The sequence below is a fragment of the Pseudomonas parakoreensis genome (assembly GCF_021602155.1).
Lineage (GTDB): Bacteria > Pseudomonadota > Gammaproteobacteria > Pseudomonadales > Pseudomonadaceae > Aquipseudomonas > Aquipseudomonas parakoreensis.
In genome coordinates, this window is the sequence record NZ_BQHY01000010.1 from 62915 (window position 1) to 77772 (window position 14858).

At 60.3% G+C, this 14858-nt stretch carries 15 protein-coding genes; 10 read left to right on the plus strand and 5 right to left on the minus strand.

Annotated features, from left to right (window positions below):
• Positions 1-498 precede the first annotated feature (498 nt).
• The 3 genes from L6D63_RS16995 to yecR all read left to right on the plus strand — a co-directional run bounded on the left by L6D63_RS16995 (position 499) and on the right by yecR (position 1948).
• A complete protein-coding gene (locus L6D63_RS16995; RefSeq protein WP_236170359.1) occupies positions 499-1107 on the plus strand; it encodes a hypothetical protein in 609 nt (202 codons plus the stop codon).
• A 186-nt stretch (positions 1108-1293) separates the two neighbouring features.
• Positions 1294-1608 carry a hypothetical protein gene (locus L6D63_RS17000; RefSeq protein ID WP_121185009.1) on the plus strand — a complete coding sequence of 105 codons (315 nt, stop codon included), beginning with the start codon at positions 1294-1296 and terminating at the stop codon, positions 1606-1608.
• Positions 1609-1639: 31 nt separating this feature from the next.
• A complete protein-coding gene (gene yecR, locus L6D63_RS17005) occupies positions 1640-1948 on the plus strand; it encodes a YecR family lipoprotein (protein ID WP_095666814.1) in 309 nt (102 codons plus the stop codon).
• Position 1949: 1 nt separating this feature from the next.
• Here the strand turns inward: yecR and L6D63_RS17010 are convergent, their stop codons facing one another.
• A complete protein-coding gene (locus L6D63_RS17010) occupies positions 1950-3575 on the minus strand; it encodes an ATP-binding response regulator (RefSeq protein ID WP_131670247.1) in 1626 nt (541 codons plus the stop codon).
• A gap of 113 nt (positions 3576-3688) precedes the next feature.
• Between L6D63_RS17010 and L6D63_RS17015 the strand changes: the two genes are divergently transcribed.
• A complete protein-coding gene (locus tag L6D63_RS17015; protein ID WP_131670246.1) occupies positions 3689-4303 on the plus strand; it encodes a LuxR C-terminal-related transcriptional regulator in 615 nt (204 codons plus the stop codon).
• Positions 4304-4357: 54 nt separating this feature from the next.
• Complete coding sequence (locus tag L6D63_RS17020) at positions 4358-4552, plus strand: PLD nuclease N-terminal domain-containing protein (protein ID WP_027613057.1); 195 nt, start codon at positions 4358-4360, stop codon at positions 4550-4552.
• A 97-nt stretch (positions 4553-4649) separates the two neighbouring features.
• Here L6D63_RS17020 and L6D63_RS17025 read toward each other — a convergent pair whose 3' ends face one another.
• On the minus strand, positions 4650-5648 hold the full coding sequence (locus tag L6D63_RS17025) for a bile acid:sodium symporter family protein (RefSeq protein WP_131670245.1): 999 nt from the start codon (positions 5646-5648) through the stop codon (positions 4650-4652).
• Between the two features lie 84 nt (positions 5649-5732).
• On the opposite strand from L6D63_RS17025, the gene L6D63_RS17030 reads away from it, so the two are divergent.
• The 3 genes from L6D63_RS17030 (at position 5733) to L6D63_RS17040 (ending at position 9535) form a co-directional block, all read left to right on the plus strand.
• Entirely contained in the window at positions 5733-6521 is a 789-nt protein-coding gene (locus L6D63_RS17030) for an AraC family transcriptional regulator (protein WP_131670244.1), read from the plus strand.
• 139 nt (positions 6522-6660) lie between these two features.
• Complete coding sequence (locus tag L6D63_RS17035; RefSeq protein ID WP_236170365.1) at positions 6661-8373, plus strand: amidase; 1713 nt, start codon at positions 6661-6663, stop codon at positions 8371-8373.
• Between the two features lie 184 nt (positions 8374-8557).
• Complete coding sequence (locus tag L6D63_RS17040; RefSeq protein WP_236170360.1) at positions 8558-9535, plus strand: TerC family protein; 978 nt, start codon at positions 8558-8560, stop codon at positions 9533-9535.
• A 76-nt stretch (positions 9536-9611) separates the two neighbouring features.
• Here the strand turns inward: L6D63_RS17040 and L6D63_RS17045 are convergent, their stop codons facing one another.
• Together L6D63_RS17045 and L6D63_RS17050 are read right to left on the minus strand one after the other, a co-directional pair.
• A complete protein-coding gene (locus tag L6D63_RS17045; RefSeq protein ID WP_131670242.1) occupies positions 9612-10712 on the minus strand; it encodes a polyamine ABC transporter substrate-binding protein in 1101 nt (366 codons plus the stop codon).
• Between the two features lie 298 nt (positions 10713-11010).
• Complete coding sequence (locus tag L6D63_RS17050; protein ID WP_131670241.1) at positions 11011-12432, minus strand: purine-cytosine permease family protein; 1422 nt, start codon at positions 12430-12432, stop codon at positions 11011-11013.
• A 323-nt stretch (positions 12433-12755) separates the two neighbouring features.
• On the opposite strand from L6D63_RS17050, the gene L6D63_RS17055 reads away from it, so the two are divergent.
• Together L6D63_RS17055 and L6D63_RS17060 are read left to right on the plus strand one after the other, a co-directional pair.
• Positions 12756-13241, plus strand: coding sequence for a flavin reductase family protein (locus L6D63_RS17055; RefSeq protein ID WP_003225754.1), 486 nt, complete (start codon positions 12756-12758; stop codon positions 13239-13241).
• A 136-nt stretch (positions 13242-13377) separates the two neighbouring features.
• The gene (locus L6D63_RS17060) at positions 13378-14421 is read left to right on the plus strand and encodes an LLM class flavin-dependent oxidoreductase (RefSeq protein ID WP_131670240.1); all 1044 of its coding nucleotides are present in this window, start codon (positions 13378-13380) and stop codon (positions 14419-14421) included.
• Positions 14422-14513: 92 nt separating this feature from the next.
• On the opposite strand, the gene L6D63_RS17065 is transcribed toward L6D63_RS17060, so the two are convergent.
• Positions 14514-14822 (minus strand): hypothetical protein, encoded by a 309-nt coding sequence (locus tag L6D63_RS17065; protein WP_131670239.1) that lies wholly within the window; start codon positions 14820-14822, stop codon positions 14514-14516.
• Positions 14823-14858 lie beyond the last annotated feature (36 nt).

Here is a 14858-nt window from a genome sequence, read left to right on the forward strand (position 1 = left end):
GGCTTTGGTGTTCGAGTAGGCGGCCAGTGCTGGTCTCTGGCTTACAAGGTTTATCGGGCCTCTCACAGTACAAAAGCAACCATGGAAAAAGAGCGGTGCTTTGCTGCCTCACACGGCATAAGGGCTGGATCTCAGCGCGGAGATCTTTCTAACCGTGTACCCTTCGGAACGCGCCCCACGTCCCCTTGCTATCCGCTTGCGCATCAGTCTGCGTCTTCGCCTACACCTTTGAGGCTAGCAAATGCCATCGAGTGATGGTCAGGTGTTTTTAGACTGATTTCCTTCAAGCCCCCGTCTGCAAGGAAGTTAACCGACTATCACTTGCTCCCCCGGCCAGCCATGGCCCGTGTTTGACGATCTATACTTTTCAGCTCGCTTTCGCAGTTTCATGCAATACGTCGACACCCGTGCGCGTTACCGTGCGCCCGTGCCAATCGCCAATCTGGTCAACCCCGGGCCAACGGAATGCTGTGTGGCTGATGGGTCGTGGAGAAAATCATGAAACACACGCTTTTATCAGGCGCCATTCTTGCGGTCGCGGCGACCGTGATGTTGCCAACGGTTTGGGCTGCGCAGCCGCAGGCGATGGCCTCTGATGGTTCGGATCATGTGGGAGCCGGCGCAGTGGCGTCCGATGGTTCCGACCACGTCGGCGCTGGTGCAGTCGCCTCGGATGGCTCTGATCATGTCGGGGCTGGCGCAGTGGCTTCCGATGGTTCCGACCATGTCGGCGCCGGTGCAGTCGCCTCCGATGGCTCTGATCATGTCGGGGCTGGCGCAGTGGCGTCCGATGGTTCCGACCACGTCGGCGCCGGTGCAGTCGCCTCGGATGGCTCTGATCATGTCGGGGCTGGCGCAGTCGCCTCTGATGGCTCTGATCATGTCGGGGCTGGCGCGGTAGCCTCCGATGGCTCTGATCATGTCGGGGCTGGCGCAGTGGCTTCCGATGGTTCCGACCACGTCGGTGCTGGTGCACTGGCCTCCGACGGCACCGACAAGGTCGGCGCCAATCGGTATGCCTACTCACGCGTCGGTGTCGGTTCTGATCGCGTCGCTTCGGCGCTGATGACCGGCAGCTATTCCGACCAGTTCAACGCCCCTCAGTAATCAACGCGGGGCGACCCGTTCGGGTCGCCTCTCCCACCGCGGCACTAGCACATTTGTGCTAATCGACCACCTCGCCACCCGGCGCTATATTCCCTCGCAACCCCCCGACGTTCCCCAACATTGCCACTGTGCAGTGCGCGGGATCGTTGTGCCTGGACAACAGAACAACACCAAGGAAGAAGCACCATGAAACTGCATTCCAACCTGTGCAAAGTAGCCATTGTCGGCGCCCTGATGCTGGGCGCCAGCGGTTGCCAGACTGCCAAACCTACCGAAGCCAGCATGAAAGAACGGGCCCAGACCGTCATCGGCAAACCGGTGTCGAAAATCGACAACATCCGCAGCGACAGCACCCTCACCTACTACACCGCGTATACCCCGGCCGGCGAGTACAACTGCGAGTTGCCCAGCGGGGCGATTATCGCGGTGGCGAGCATGGGCATCATGACTCCGCCGCTGTCTTGCCTGCCCAAAGGCGCCTCACCGATCCCCGTTCAGTAATTGATTTCTCCGGTAAAGGACGACGCTCATCATGAAAACCCTGATCGCTACTCTCACCCTCACCGCCCTCGCCCTGACCGGCTGCGCCACGCCCAAACAGTGGGAAGCCACCGGCGGCAGCAAGAACGACGGCGTGGTGCAGGTTTCCTACGAACTGGGCCAGTTCGAAAGCGGCCAGACCAACGCCGCGCAAGGTCTGACTGTCGCGATGGAGCGCTGCAAGACCTGGGGTTACAAGAACGCCGAGGTGACCGGTTCCGAGAAAAACATCTGCCGCACCATGGGCCAGTTCAACTGCCTGCAAACCACCATCACTCAGGACTACCTCTGCAAGCGTTGAGTCAAACCTGCTCGGCCGGTTCGGTTTGCCGGTCGCGCAGGGCTCGCAAGGTCGCGCGCAGCTCGGCCGGGCGTACCGGTTTGGACAGGATGGCGATTTGGCGGTCGTGCAAGGCCGCCTGTATTTTCTCGATGTCATGCCCGGTGATGATCATCGCCGGCACCGCAAAACCACGCTGGCGCCGCACCTCGTCGATGCACTCGATGCCCGTGGAATGCGTACCCAGATCGTAATCGGCGACGATGATGTCGCAATCGGTGACCAGCCCCTGCCCGCTCAACTCGCCTTGCACCACGCAGCCCCAGCGCTCAAGCAGCGCCGACGTCGCCAGCAACACGTTGCGATCATCCTCCACCAGACACACCTTCAGCCCGGTCAACAGACCGGCCTGCCGCACATCGTCACGCATGGCCGGCAATTGCGGCGCCACGGCCACCGGCAAGCCATACAGGGTGACCGCCGTGCCGCGCCCAAGCTGCGAGCGCAACGCCACATCGACGCCGATCAACTGCCCCAGACGCTTGACGATCGACAACCCGAGGCCGACGCCTTCCACGTCCTTGTCACGCACCTGACGCACCCGATAAAACTCTTCAAACACTTTCGGCAGATGCTCCTCGGCAATGCCGTTGCCGCGGTCATAAATCACGATGGCCAGCCCGACACCGCGTTTGCGCACGCCGATCAGCACCGGGCGTTGCGCGCCATACTTGAAACAGTTGGAAAGCACGTTCTGCACCATGGTCGCGAGCAACGCCGGATCGCTCTGTACCCAGTATTTGCATGGACGCAGGCGCAATTCCACACCGGCCCAGCGCGCGGCTTCGGCGTTCTGGCGGACCAGATCGGCCAGCCACTCGCCCAGATTGAACACCTGCAACCTGGGCAGGACGCGCCCGTTGTCGAGGGTGTAGAGGTCAAGAATCGAACGGAACAACTGCGAGACGTTGAGCAGCGACCGGTCAATGTTGTCGACCAGTTGCCGCTCCTGCTCGCCCAGCCGCGACTCACGCAGGCACGCCGTGAACAGACCGATGGAGTGAATCGGCTGGCGCAGATCGTGGCTGGCCTGGGCGAGAAAACGCGACTTTTCCAGATTGGCTGCGACGGCTTCTTCAGAGGCCTTGCGCGTGCGCTCCAGCAGCAAGTGCGCGTAGAACGGAATCACCGTGCTGGTGAGCATCAACATCAGGACCATGTACGGTTGCGCCTGCCACACCGGTGTCAAGCGATAGACTGCCAGCAGCGCCAGCAGCGCCAACCCCGTGGCAATCGCCAGGTAGCGCGAGCCATAGCGCATGCCGTTGCCCAGGTTGACCCAGATGATCACCGCGTACAGCGGCAACGCCGCTTCACCGCCGAGCACCAGGCCGAAACAGGTGCCGGTGTAATCGTGGACCATGCCGAAAATCCGCCGCGCCGGATAATGCCCGGGCCAGCGCGCAATGGCCTGACGCAAGGCAATCGACGCCAGCAGAAACAGCGCGATGTAGACCACCACCGGCAGATAGGTAGCGAAGCGCTGACCCGGCAATACACCGAGCACGCAGATGTAAACCATGGCAATGCTGGCGATGATGATCCGCAGATTGGCCTGATCCAGCTCGGTGTTTTTTTCGAACTTCATGGGCAACGTCCTTGTGCGACAGTCGTCAGATTCAGCAGCGGTCGGCAGGCAATCTGCGCTTGCGGTGCTAAGGTGCATGCCGTAAACCACGCTGATCCAGGGAGGGTCACGTCATGACATGCCGCATCATCATAGCCGACGATCACCCGTTGTTTCGCGAGGCCATGCGGCGCACCGTGCAGCGCCTGCTGCCCGAAGCATCTATCGAGGAGGCCGGCGATCTCGACGCCGTGCTGGCCTTGCTGCCCGCCGGCAACGAGCCGGACACGCTGATTCTCGACCTGCGCTTCCCCGGCCTGACCTGCATCAGCCAACTCGCCGAGCTGCGCCGAAAACTGCCACGCACCACATTGATCGTGGTGTCGATGGTCGACGACGAGGCGTTGATCGGCGAAGTAATGGCGGCCGGCATCGACGGTTTCATCGGCAAGAACATCGCCCCGGATGAAATCGGCGAGGCGATTCTGGCGATCCGCGAAGGTGAAGTGCTGGTCAGGTTCGCCCCTTCCGGGCTGCTGCCGCTGGAGACCGGCACCGCCCTCACCCCGCGTCAGCAGGATGTGTTGCGGCTGATCGCCCAAGGCAAGACCAACAAGGAGATCGCCCGGGAACTGGATATCTCGCCGTTCACCGTGCGCATCCATGTGTCGTCGTTGTTGCGCACGCTCAATGTGCCGTCGCGGGCAGCCGCTGCGGTGAAGTATTCGGGAGGCAACGGCGCAATTTAAATGAACCCTGCGCGCTTGGGCTCACCTAACTGAAAGACCATCAGGAGGTAACCCATGCAAATTGAACCCGTCTGGATCGTACTCGCCGTCGTTCTTGTGATCGTTGAATTGTGGGCGATCAACAGGGTGCGCAAGAGCGCAGGCAAAGGCAGCAATAAAGGCGTGTGGATTATCGCCATCGTGTTCGTGCCGTTGTTTGGCCTGATTGCCTGGGCACTGGCCGGCCCGAAACACGTTACGCAGGATTGAGAAAATCCCCCTGTAGGAGCTGCCGCAGGCTGCGATCTTTTGACTTTCAAGATCAAAAGATCGCAGCCTGCGGCAGCTCCTACAGGGAATGCAGCGTTTACGGATCAACTTGTGCCATCAACTCCGGCAGCGATTCCGGACGCTTGGCATAGCGCTGCGCCAGCACTGCGCAGACCATCAATTGAATCTGATGGAACAGCATCAGCGGCAGGATCAACACGCCAATCGTGCCGCCGGCAAACAACACCTGCGCCATCGGCACGCCAGTGGCCAGACTCTTTTTCGAACCGCAGAACAAAATGGTGATGCGGTCTTCCTGGCTGAAACCGAACGCCTTGCCCAGCAAGGTCGACGCCAGCAACACCAGCGCCAGCAAGATGCAGCAAACCACCACCAGCCCCAACAGATCGACCAGCGGAATCTGATGCCAGATACCTTCGTTGACCGCCTCGCTGAACGCGCCGTACACCACCAGCAGAATCGAACCCTGATCGACAAACTTCAGCCAGTGCTTGTTGCGCCCCACCCATGCGCCGATCCAGCGCCGAGCGATCTGCCCGGCAATGAACGGCAGCAGCAATTGCACGCTGATCTTCAGAATCGCATCGACGGTCGAACCGCCGTCACCGTGCACGTTCAGCAGCAGCGCCACCAGCAACGGCGTGAGGAAGATCCCGAACAGGCTCGATGCCGCCGCACTGCAGATCGCCGCCGGAATATTGCCCCGGGCCAGCGAGGTGAAAGCAATCGCCGACTGCACGGTGGCCGGTAGCGCGCAAAGGTAGAGCATGCCCATGTAAAGCTTGTCGCCAATCAATGGCGACAGCAGCGGTTTCAGCGCCAGGCCGAGGATCGGGAACAGCACAAAGGTCAGCCCAAACACCAACAGGTGCAGGCGCCAGTGGCCGGCGCCGGCGATGATCGACTCACGCGAGAGCTTGGCGCCATGCAGGAAAAACAGCAGTGCGATGGCGATGTTGGTCAGCCAGCCGAACCCGACCGCCACCTGCCCGCTGGCCGGCAGAAAACTGGCCAGCAGCACGACGCCGATCAGGGTCAGGGTGAAGTTGTCGGGCAGGAATCTTGGTCGGGTCATGGGTCTTTCATCCGGGGGTTGCCAGTACGTGACTGCGACTCTAACGTGAGCAGAAATTACCGACTAACGCCGAAGAGCCAACAGATGCCGCCTAAAGGACATGAGAAAAGTTTCCGGCGCAGCATTCCCGGGTTGCCCAGCCTGCCCCGTCCGCTGTACGGGCGCACCGAGTCGCTGCCTAATCGCGCGCTGACCCGGCGTCACAGTCACCCGTGGGTGCAATTGTCATACGCGATTCAGGGCGTGCTTGAGGTGCAGACCAGCGCCGGGCGTTTCGTCGCGCCACCGGAGCGCGCGGTGTGGATTCCGGCGGGCGTGCCGCATCGCGTGTTCAGCTCGCCGCACACTGAAATGCGCAGCCTGTACATCGATTGCAGCGTGGCCGGCTGGGCGCTTGAGCGCTGTCATGTGCTGGGCGTCAGCGACCTGCTGCGCGAGCTGATTCGCGCCTTCAGTCGGGTGCCGGTGGAATACGACGAGAGCGGCGCCCATGGCCGGTTGGCCCAAGTGATCCTCGATCAACTGGCCGAGGCGCCGCAGATTGACCTGATGCTGCCGCTGCCTCAGGACAGCCGTCTGCGGCAGATCTATCAAAGTCTGGAGCAACATCCGGAACAGCAGACCACACTGCAGCATTGGAGCGAGAAGTTCGGCGTCACCGAAAAAACCCTCAGCCGCCTGTTTTTACGCGACACCGGCCTGACCTTCCGCGCCTGGCGTCAGCGCTTGCGTCTGTTGGGCGCACTGACCCCGCTGGAACGCGGCGAACGCGTCACCGACGTGGCTCTGGCCTGCGGTTATGACTCGACGTCGGCGTTCATCGCGGCCTTTCGCCAGCAGTTTGGTGAAACCCCGGGCGAATTTTTTCGCTGACTTTTGTCGATATTTATCGAATTAGCACATGCCAATCGGCAAAGTTCAGGGTAGAGTTTCGCCCATACGAAATGCTTCACGCATTTCGACGATAACCCTGATGACCCAACCCTTTAGCGAACCTGTCGGCGGTAACAGCATGATCGAAGTCACTGAAGTCTCCATTGCTCAATTACGCGCGGCGCTCGACGCCGGCCAGACCACCGCGGTTGAACTGGTGCAGGCCTATCTGGCCCGGATCGACGCCTACGACGGCCCGCACACCGCCACCGCACTGAATGCGGTGGTGGTGCGCAATCCTGAAGCGCTGGCCGAAGCCCAGGCGTCCGACGCGCGCCGGGCCAAGGGCGAAACCCTCGGCCCGCTCGACGGCATCCCTTACACCGCCAAGGACAGCTATCTGGTCAAGGGGCTGACCGCCGCCTCCGGCAGCCCGGCCTTCGCCGATCTGGTGGCGTATCGCGACGCCTTCACCATCGAACGCCTGCGCGGCGCCGGGGCGATCTGTCTGGGCAAGACCAACATGCCGCCGATGGCCAATGGCGGCATGCAGCGTGGCGTCTATGGCCGGGCCGAGAGCCCGTACAACGCCGCCTACCTGACCGCGCCGTTTGCCTCTGGCTCGTCCAACGGCGCCGGCACCGCCACCGCCGCGAGTTTCTCGGCCTTCGGCCTGGCGGAAGAAACCTGGTCGAGCGGTCGCGGCCCGGCGTCGAACAATGGTTTGTGCGCCTACACGCCGTCGCGCGGAGTGATTTCGGTACGCGGCAACTGGCCACTGACGCCGACCATGGACGTGGTGGTGCCATACGCACGGACCATGGCCGATCTGCTCGAAGTGCTCGACGTGGTCGTCGCGGAAGACCCCGACACCCGTGGCGACCTGTGGCGCCTGCAGCCCTGGGTGCCGATCCCGAGCGTCGCCTCGGTGCGCCCGGCGTCCTACGCCGAACTGGCAGTGAAACCCGCGGCACTGGCCGGCAAACGCCTCGGTGTGCCGAAGATGTACATCAATGCTGACCCTGAAGCCGGCACCAGCGAAGCGCCGGGCATCGGCGGCCCGACCGGGCAACGCATCAACACCCGCCCTTCGGTGATCGACCTGTGGAAACAGGCCCGCGCGGCTCTGGAGGCGGCCGGTGCCGAAGTCATCGAAGTGGATTTCCCGCTGGTCTCCAACTGCGAAGGCGAGCGTCCGGGCGCGCCGACCGTGTTCAATCGCGGCATCGTTTCCAAGGAGTTCCTGCACCACGAACTGTGGGACCTGTCAGCTTGGGCCTTCGACGACTTCCTGCGCGCCAACGGCGATCCGAAGCTCAACCGTCTGGCCGATGTCGACGGGCCGAAGATCTTCCCGCACGACCCGGGCACCCTGCCCAACCGTGAGGGCGACCTGGCCGCCGGCATGGACGAATACGTGCGCATGGCCGAGCGCGGCATTACCCCGTGGGACCAGATCCCGACTCTGCCGGACGGCCTGCGCGGCCTGGAAAAGACCCGCAAGCTCGATCTGGAAGACTGGATGGACACGCTGAAACTCGACGCGGTGCTGTTCCCGACCAACGCCGACGTCGGCCCGGCAGATGCCGATATCAATCCGGAATCGGCGGACATAGCCTGGAGCAATGGCGTCTGGGTCGCCAACGGCAACCTGGCGATCCGTCACCTCGGCGTACCAACCGTCACTGTTCCAATGGGGATCATGGCCGACATCGGTATGCCGGTCGGCCTGACCTTCGCCGGTCGCGCCTACGATGACTCGAATCTGCTGCGCCTGGCCTCGGCGTTCGAGGCGACGGGTTCGAAGCGTCAGGTGCCGCCGCGTACTCCAGCGCTGACTGCCGGCAAGTAATCAGAACGACGGGGTTGAGACCGCAAAAGGTTTCAATTCCCGTCGTCACTATTCCCCCTCCCTGATCGCGACACTTCGCTTTTCCCGAACTATTGCTCAGAAATAAGCGATTTTTCTTGCAACCAAACTCGCCGCTAGCATGGCCCTGCCTGACCCTAATTCAATAAAAGCCAGGGAGCCCGCCATGCCAATTGACAATATCAACATCGGCGAACCGTGGATGTGGAGCGCGTTTGTCGTCTTCGTCCTCGCCATGCTTGCACTGGACCTGTTCGTTTTTGGCGGACGCAAGGCACACCGCGTTTCAGTGCGGGAAGCGTCCTGTTGGGTGATCGCCTGGTGTGCGCTGGCGATGGCTTTCGCCGGATTGCTCTGGTGGTATCTGCACGGCGAGTTCGACGCCGACATTGCCCAGCGCAAGACCCTGGAATTCCTCACCGGTTATCTGATCGAGCAGTCGCTGTCGATCGACAACATGTTCGTTTTCGTGATGATCTTCAGCTACTTCGCCGTGCCACCGGAACTGCAACGCCGGGTGCTGCTGTATGGCGTGCTCGGGGCGATCGTGATGCGCGCGGCAATGATCTTCGCCGGGGTGTGGCTGGTGTCGCAGTTCGAGTGGCTGTTGTATGCCTTCGGGGTGTTCTTGATCATCACCGGGATCAAGATGCTGATGTTTGCCGAGCAACAACCTGATCTCGACAAAAACCCGCTATTGCGCTGGGTGCGCGGGCACATGCGAATCACCCAGGGCTTTCATGGCGAGCGCTTTTTCGTGCTGCAGAACGGCGTGCGCTGGGCCACGCCGATGTTTCTGGTACTGGTGCTGATCGAGGCCAGCGACCTGATGTTTGCGGTCGATAGCATCCCGGCGATCTTCGCGGTCACCACCGACCCGTTTATTGTGTTCACCTCGAACATCTTCGCGATCATGGGCCTGCGGGCGTTGTACTTCCTGCTGGCAGACATGGCCGACCGCTTTCATTTGCTCAAATACGGACTGGCGATCGTGCTGGTGTTCATCGGCGGCAAGATGACGCTGATGCCGTGGTTTCACATGCCGGTGGAATGGTCGCTGGCGGTGGTCGGTGGGGTGATTCTGGGGTCCGTGGTGTTGAGCCTGATCGTCACTCGCAAGGAAGACCAAACTCAATCCCTGTAGGCGCTGTCGCAGGCTGCGATCTTTTGATTTTGCTTTAAAAAGATCGCAGCCTGCGGCAGCGCCTACAGGGGTGTGGTTACTTGTCGGACTTGATGCTGGTCCACACCCGGGTGCGTACGCGTTCGAGTTTTTGCGGCAGGGGCTGGACGACGTAGAGGGTTTTCAGGGCTTCAGGCGTTGGCGTCAGGTTCGGGTTGGCGGTGATGTCTTTGTTCACCAGCGACATCGAGTCTTTGTTCACGTTCGGGTAGCCGAGGAAGTCGCTGATTGGCGCAATGACTTTTGGATCGAGCAAGGTGTTGAGGAATTCATGCGCCTCTTCGACATTCTTCGCGCTCTTCGGAATGGCGAAGGTATCGAACCAGATCGGCGCACCTTCCTTCGGCAAACGCCAGTCGACCACCACACCATTGCCCGCCTCTTTCGCACGGTTGCCAAACTGATAGAAGCTGCCGGAGTAACCGATGGCCACGCAGATGTCGCCATTGGCGATGTCGGTCATGTACTTGGCCGAGTTGAAGTAGGTCACGTACGGACGAATCTTCAGCATCAGGTCCTTGGCCTTCTCATAGTCGGCCGGGTTCTGGCTGTTCGGGTCGAGGCCGAGGTAATGCAGGGCCAGCGGTAGAATTTCCGACGGCGAATCGAGCATCGCCACGCCGCAGGATTTGAGCTTCTCCATGTTCTCGGGCTTGAACACCAGATCCCAGCTGTCGACCGGCGCGTTGTCGCCAAGTGCGGCCTTGACCTTGGCCGGGTTGAAACCGATCAGCACCGTGCCATACATGTAGGGCACGCCGTACTGGTTGCCGGGGTCGTTGGCGTCTAGCAGTTTGAGCAGCGCCGGATCCTGATGGCTCCAGTTCGGCAGTTTCGACTTGTCGAGTTTCTGGAACACGCCAGCCTTGATCTGGGTGTCGATGAACTGGTTCGACGGCACCACCAGGTCGTAACCGGAGTTGCCGGTGAGCAACTTGGCCTCCAGTGATTCGTTGGTGTCGAAGGTGTCCCAGGTCACTTTGATACCGGTCTTCGCGGCGAAATCCTTGGGCACCGACGGCAGAATGTAATCCGCCCAGTTGTAAACCCGCAGCTCGCGCTGTTCGGCGTGTACCGCGCTGGCCAGCAGCGTCAGCCCACAGACGGTGGCACCCAGAATGCGTTTCATCGTGACCATGGTTGTTTCCCCGGAATGCGACGTGAGATCGATGGTTTTTATGTTCTGTACACGGCAGCGGCTGTAAAAGTAGCCAAGGGCAAGCAAAGTCCAGCGTTTTATTGTGGCTTTGATTCTTGCCGACCGCGGAGCCGCGGCACAGTGGGTGATGGGCCAAAAGGGGATCGAAATGGCCAATTTGAATGACCGCACGAATGCTCAAGGTCTAAGGAGACATCATTTGTGGTGAGGGGATTTATCCCCGATGGGACGCGAAGCGGCCCCCTTTATATCTCAAAGGGGGCCGCACTCGCTGATTTCACGACTGCTTCGCAGCCGATCGGGGATAAATCCCCTCGCCACGTTGCTTCTGCGTCTGCCCCCGTGTGGCGAGGCAGTAATACAGCGGCACCGTCACCACCAGACCAAACAGCCACGACAGGTCTGCACCGTCGACCAGATTGGCGTACGGCCCGACGTACAGCGACGTATTGGCGAACGGCAGTTGCACAATGATCCCGATGAAGTAGGCAATGATCGCGTGCAGATTGAAGCGCCCGTAAATGCCGCCGTCCGCGCGGAAAATCGAGCTGATGTCATAGTTGCCGCGCTTGATCAGGTAGAAGTCGATCAGGTTGATCGACGCCCACGGCACCAGCACCAACAGCAACGCCAGAATCAGCCCGATGAACTGCGAAATGAAATCCGCCGAGGCACCCAGCGCTACCACGCAGCAAGCCGCCAGCACCACGCTCGACAACACCACGCGCACCTTGATGCTCGGCGTCCATTGACTGGCGAACGTCTGGATCGAGGTGATGATCGACAGCACCGCGCCGTACAGATTCAGCGCGTTGTGGCTGATGATGTTGAGCAGGAACAACACCATCAGAATCGGCCCCAGCCAACCGGTGGACTGCTTGACCGCTGCCATCGCCTCGGTGCCTTCCGGCGTCGCCAGAACCGCCACCGCGCCAAAGCTGAACGACAGAATCGTCCCCAGCGTCGCGCCCAGATAAGTGGCCCAGAACGGTTTGGCGATGCCGATATCCGCCGGCAGGTAACGCGAATAGTCAGACACGTACGGCGAGAAGCTGATCTGCCAGATGATTCCCAACGATACCGTTGCCAGCCAGCCCGACAGGTTGAAGCTGCCGCGCGTCAGGAAGTCCGCCGGCAAGTCGTGGGCGAAGATGTAGAGGAAGCCGGCGAGCAGCGCGCTGCCCATCACCCAGGTGCCGATGCGGTTCAGCGTGTGGATGAAGTTGTAACCGATCACGCCAATCGCCGTGGCCACCAGTGCACCGATCAGAATGCTCAACGGCGCCGGTACCGACGGCGCAATGCCGACAATCGATTTACCGGCCAGCACGATGTTGGAAATGAAGAAGCCGATGTAGATCAGCGCTGCAAAAAACACGATCAACAATGCGCCGTAACGCCCGAACTGACCGCGACTCTGGACCATTTGCGGAATGCCCATGCGCGGCCCCTGCGCCGAGGCCAGGGCGATCACCACGCCGCCGATCAGGTGCCCGAGCGCAATCGCCATTAGCCCCCAGAGCAAATCGAGATGGAACACCTGAACCACCATGGCGCCGGTGACGATGGGCAGTGGCGCAATGTTGGTGCTGAACCATAAGGTGAAAAGGTCGCGGGCCTTCCCGTGGCGTTCCGCGAGTGGGACATAGTCGACCGTGTGATTCTCGATCAACGGATCTTGCCGGGACATCTGGGACATATGCATGAACTCGAGTTTGTCTGTTCTTATCTTTGTATGAAGCCAAACCGGGGGGACTCTGGGTCGCCCCTCAGATGCAGACCATATTATGGTATTCCAAACATTTCACAAGACTGATCCGTAGTTTACGGCGCTAGCTGATCCGCCATCCTCACTGATACTGCGGCCTGCAGGCCAGCCAGAAGCCCAATAAATGCTGAGTTTCCGACGAAAGCACCACGTTTATCGGTTCAGCCGAAAAGCCCTTGCAAAGAAAAAATACTGGTATACCATCAGACCAACAAATACATAAAAATCGCGTCACAACACCCGAGGACCGTCCAATGATCGATGCTGCCATCTACAAACAAGTCATGGGCTCGTTTCCGTCCGGCGTCACTGTCATCACCACGCTGGACGATGACGGCCAGATCGTCGGCCTCACCGCCAGCGCCTTCAGCTCACTGTCGATGGACCCGGCCCTGGTGCTGTTCTGCCCCAACTACAGCTCCGACTCCTATCCTGTGCTGATCAAGAACAAGCGCTTTGCGATCCACGTCCTGTCCGGCGGCCAACAGAGCGAAGCCTACGCCTTCGCCCGTAAAGGCAAGGACAAGGCGCAGGGCATCGAGTGGACGTTGAGCGAGTTGGGCAACCCGATCCTGGCCAACGCGACGGCTATCATCGAGTGTGAGTTGTGGCGCGAATACGAAGGCGGCGACCACGCGATCATGGTCGGCGCGGTGAAGAATCTGATCGTCCCGGAGCAGCACACCGGGCCGCTGGTGTATTGCCACGGCAAGATGGGCGCCCTGCCCGTTCTGGCCTGATCGAAGAACAACTGTGGGAGCGAGCTTGCTCGCGAAAGCGTCTTGCCAGTCGCCATAGATGCTGGTTTACACCGCCTTTCGCGAGCAAGCTCGCTCCCACAGGTAGCCTTAACAATAAAAGATCCGAGGAAGCGTCATGAAATTTTCCCTGTTCATCCACATGGAACGCTGGGACGAAAGCGTCAGCCACCGCCAACTCTTCGAAGACCTGACCGAACTGACCCTGATGGCCGAGGCCGGCGGTTTCAGCACCGTGTGGATCGGCGAACACCACGCGATGGAATACACCATCTCGCCCAGTCCGATGCCGCTGCTGGCCTACCTCGCCGCCAAAACCACCACCATTCACCTCGGCGCCGGCACCATCATCGCGCCGTTCTGGCACCCGCTGCGGGTGGCCGGTGAATGCGCCTTGCTCGACGTCATCAGCAACGGACGTATGGAAGTCGGCCTGGCGCGCGGCGCCTATCAGGTCGAATTCGATCGCATGGCCGGCGGCATGCCCGCCTCCAGCGGCGGCCAGGCCCTGCGTGAAATGGTCCCGGTGGTCCGCGCCCTGTGGCAAGGCGACTACGCCCACGACGGCGACATCTGGAAATTCCCGACCTCGACCAGCGTGCCGAAGCCGATCCAGAAGCCGAACCCACCGATGTGGATCGCCGCCCGCGACCCCGACTCGCACAACTTCGCCGTGGCTAACGGCTGCAACGTGATGGTCACGCCGTTGATGAAAGGTGACGAAGAAGTCGTCGACCTGAAGAACAAATTCCAGACCGCGCTGGACAACAACCCCGACGTGCCGCGTCCGCAATTGATGGTGCTGCGTCACACCCACGTGCACTCGGCTGACGACCCAGAAGGCTGGAAAGTCGGCGCCAAGGCGATCTCACGTTTTTACCGCACGTTTGATGCGTGGTTCGGCAACAAGGAAACACCGGTCAACGGCTTCCTCGCCCCGAGCCCGGAAGAGAAGTTTGCCGGGCGGCCGGAGTTTGAACTGGAGAGCCTGCACAAGACGGCGATGATTGGTACGCCGGAAGAGATCATTCCGCGGATCAAGTATTACCAGGAACTGGGGGTGGATGAGTTCAGTTTCTGGTGTGATAACAGTCTGCCGCATGCGGAGAAGAAGAAGTCGTTGGAGTTGTTTATCAGGGATGTGGTGCCGGCGTTTCGCTGAGCTGACTTGTAAAAAACCGGGCATTAGCCCGGTTTTTTTATAGGTGTCTCCGAAACAGTTCGAATATCAAAGGAAATTTTGCAATCAACAATTCAGTATTGATAATCCGCAAAGAAAAATATCGCATATAAAAAGAACGCAAAACTTGCCAATACCGCTCGCCCGGCGGGCTCAGCACCCCTGCCCAATCCACCGGGTGCAATGGCAACCGTTGCCCCTCTTAAATAGTTATAAACACCTTGAGCAAACCATAACTGAACAGCAAGTATCGTAAAAAAACGCCCCCAACTGCCATTGAACTGAAAGTATCCATTGAGTAGTGCTGCGAGCAATAGACCCACCCCCACCCCATCACGGTATTTGAATAGCCAGTTGATTATTGATTTACTTGTAATAGGCATCGATAGTTCTTTTAACGATATGATCCCAAACGTCCT

What these genes read in the sequence shown, in the direction of transcription:
- L6D63_RS16995 (WP_236170359.1), top strand. Translation starts at nt 499, where the DNA reads ATGAAACACACGCTTTTATCAGGCGCCATTCTTGCGGTCGCGGCGACC.
- L6D63_RS17000 (WP_121185009.1), top strand. Translation starts at nt 1,294, where the DNA reads ATGAAACTGCATTCCAACCTGTGCAAAGTAGCCATTGTCGGCGCCCTG.
- yecR (WP_095666814.1), top strand. Translation starts at nt 1,640, where the DNA reads ATGAAAACCCTGATCGCTACTCTCACCCTCACCGCCCTCGCCCTGACC.
- L6D63_RS17010 (WP_131670247.1), bottom strand. Translation starts at nt 3,575, where the DNA reads ATGAAGTTCGAAAAAAACACCGAGCTGGATCAGGCCAATCTGCGGATC.
- L6D63_RS17015 (WP_131670246.1), top strand. Translation starts at nt 3,689, where the DNA reads ATGACATGCCGCATCATCATAGCCGACGATCACCCGTTGTTTCGCGAG.
- L6D63_RS17020 (WP_027613057.1), top strand. Translation starts at nt 4,358, where the DNA reads ATGCAAATTGAACCCGTCTGGATCGTACTCGCCGTCGTTCTTGTGATC.
- L6D63_RS17025 (WP_131670245.1), bottom strand. Translation starts at nt 5,648, where the DNA reads ATGACCCGACCAAGATTCCTGCCCGACAACTTCACCCTGACCCTGATC.
- L6D63_RS17030 (WP_131670244.1), top strand. Translation starts at nt 5,733, where the DNA reads ATGCCGCCTAAAGGACATGAGAAAAGTTTCCGGCGCAGCATTCCCGGG.
- L6D63_RS17035 (WP_236170365.1), top strand. Translation starts at nt 6,661, where the DNA reads ATGATCGAAGTCACTGAAGTCTCCATTGCTCAATTACGCGCGGCGCTC.
- L6D63_RS17040 (WP_236170360.1), top strand. Translation starts at nt 8,558, where the DNA reads ATGCCAATTGACAATATCAACATCGGCGAACCGTGGATGTGGAGCGCG.
- L6D63_RS17045 (WP_131670242.1), bottom strand. Translation starts at nt 10,712, where the DNA reads ATGGTCACGATGAAACGCATTCTGGGTGCCACCGTCTGTGGGCTGACG.
- L6D63_RS17050 (WP_131670241.1), bottom strand. Translation starts at nt 12,432, where the DNA reads ATGTCCCAGATGTCCCGGCAAGATCCGTTGATCGAGAATCACACGGTC.
- L6D63_RS17055 (WP_003225754.1), top strand. Translation starts at nt 12,756, where the DNA reads ATGATCGATGCTGCCATCTACAAACAAGTCATGGGCTCGTTTCCGTCC.
- L6D63_RS17060 (WP_131670240.1), top strand. Translation starts at nt 13,378, where the DNA reads ATGAAATTTTCCCTGTTCATCCACATGGAACGCTGGGACGAAAGCGTC.
- L6D63_RS17065 (WP_131670239.1), bottom strand. Translation starts at nt 14,822, where the DNA reads ATGCCTATTACAAGTAAATCAATAATCAACTGGCTATTCAAATACCGT.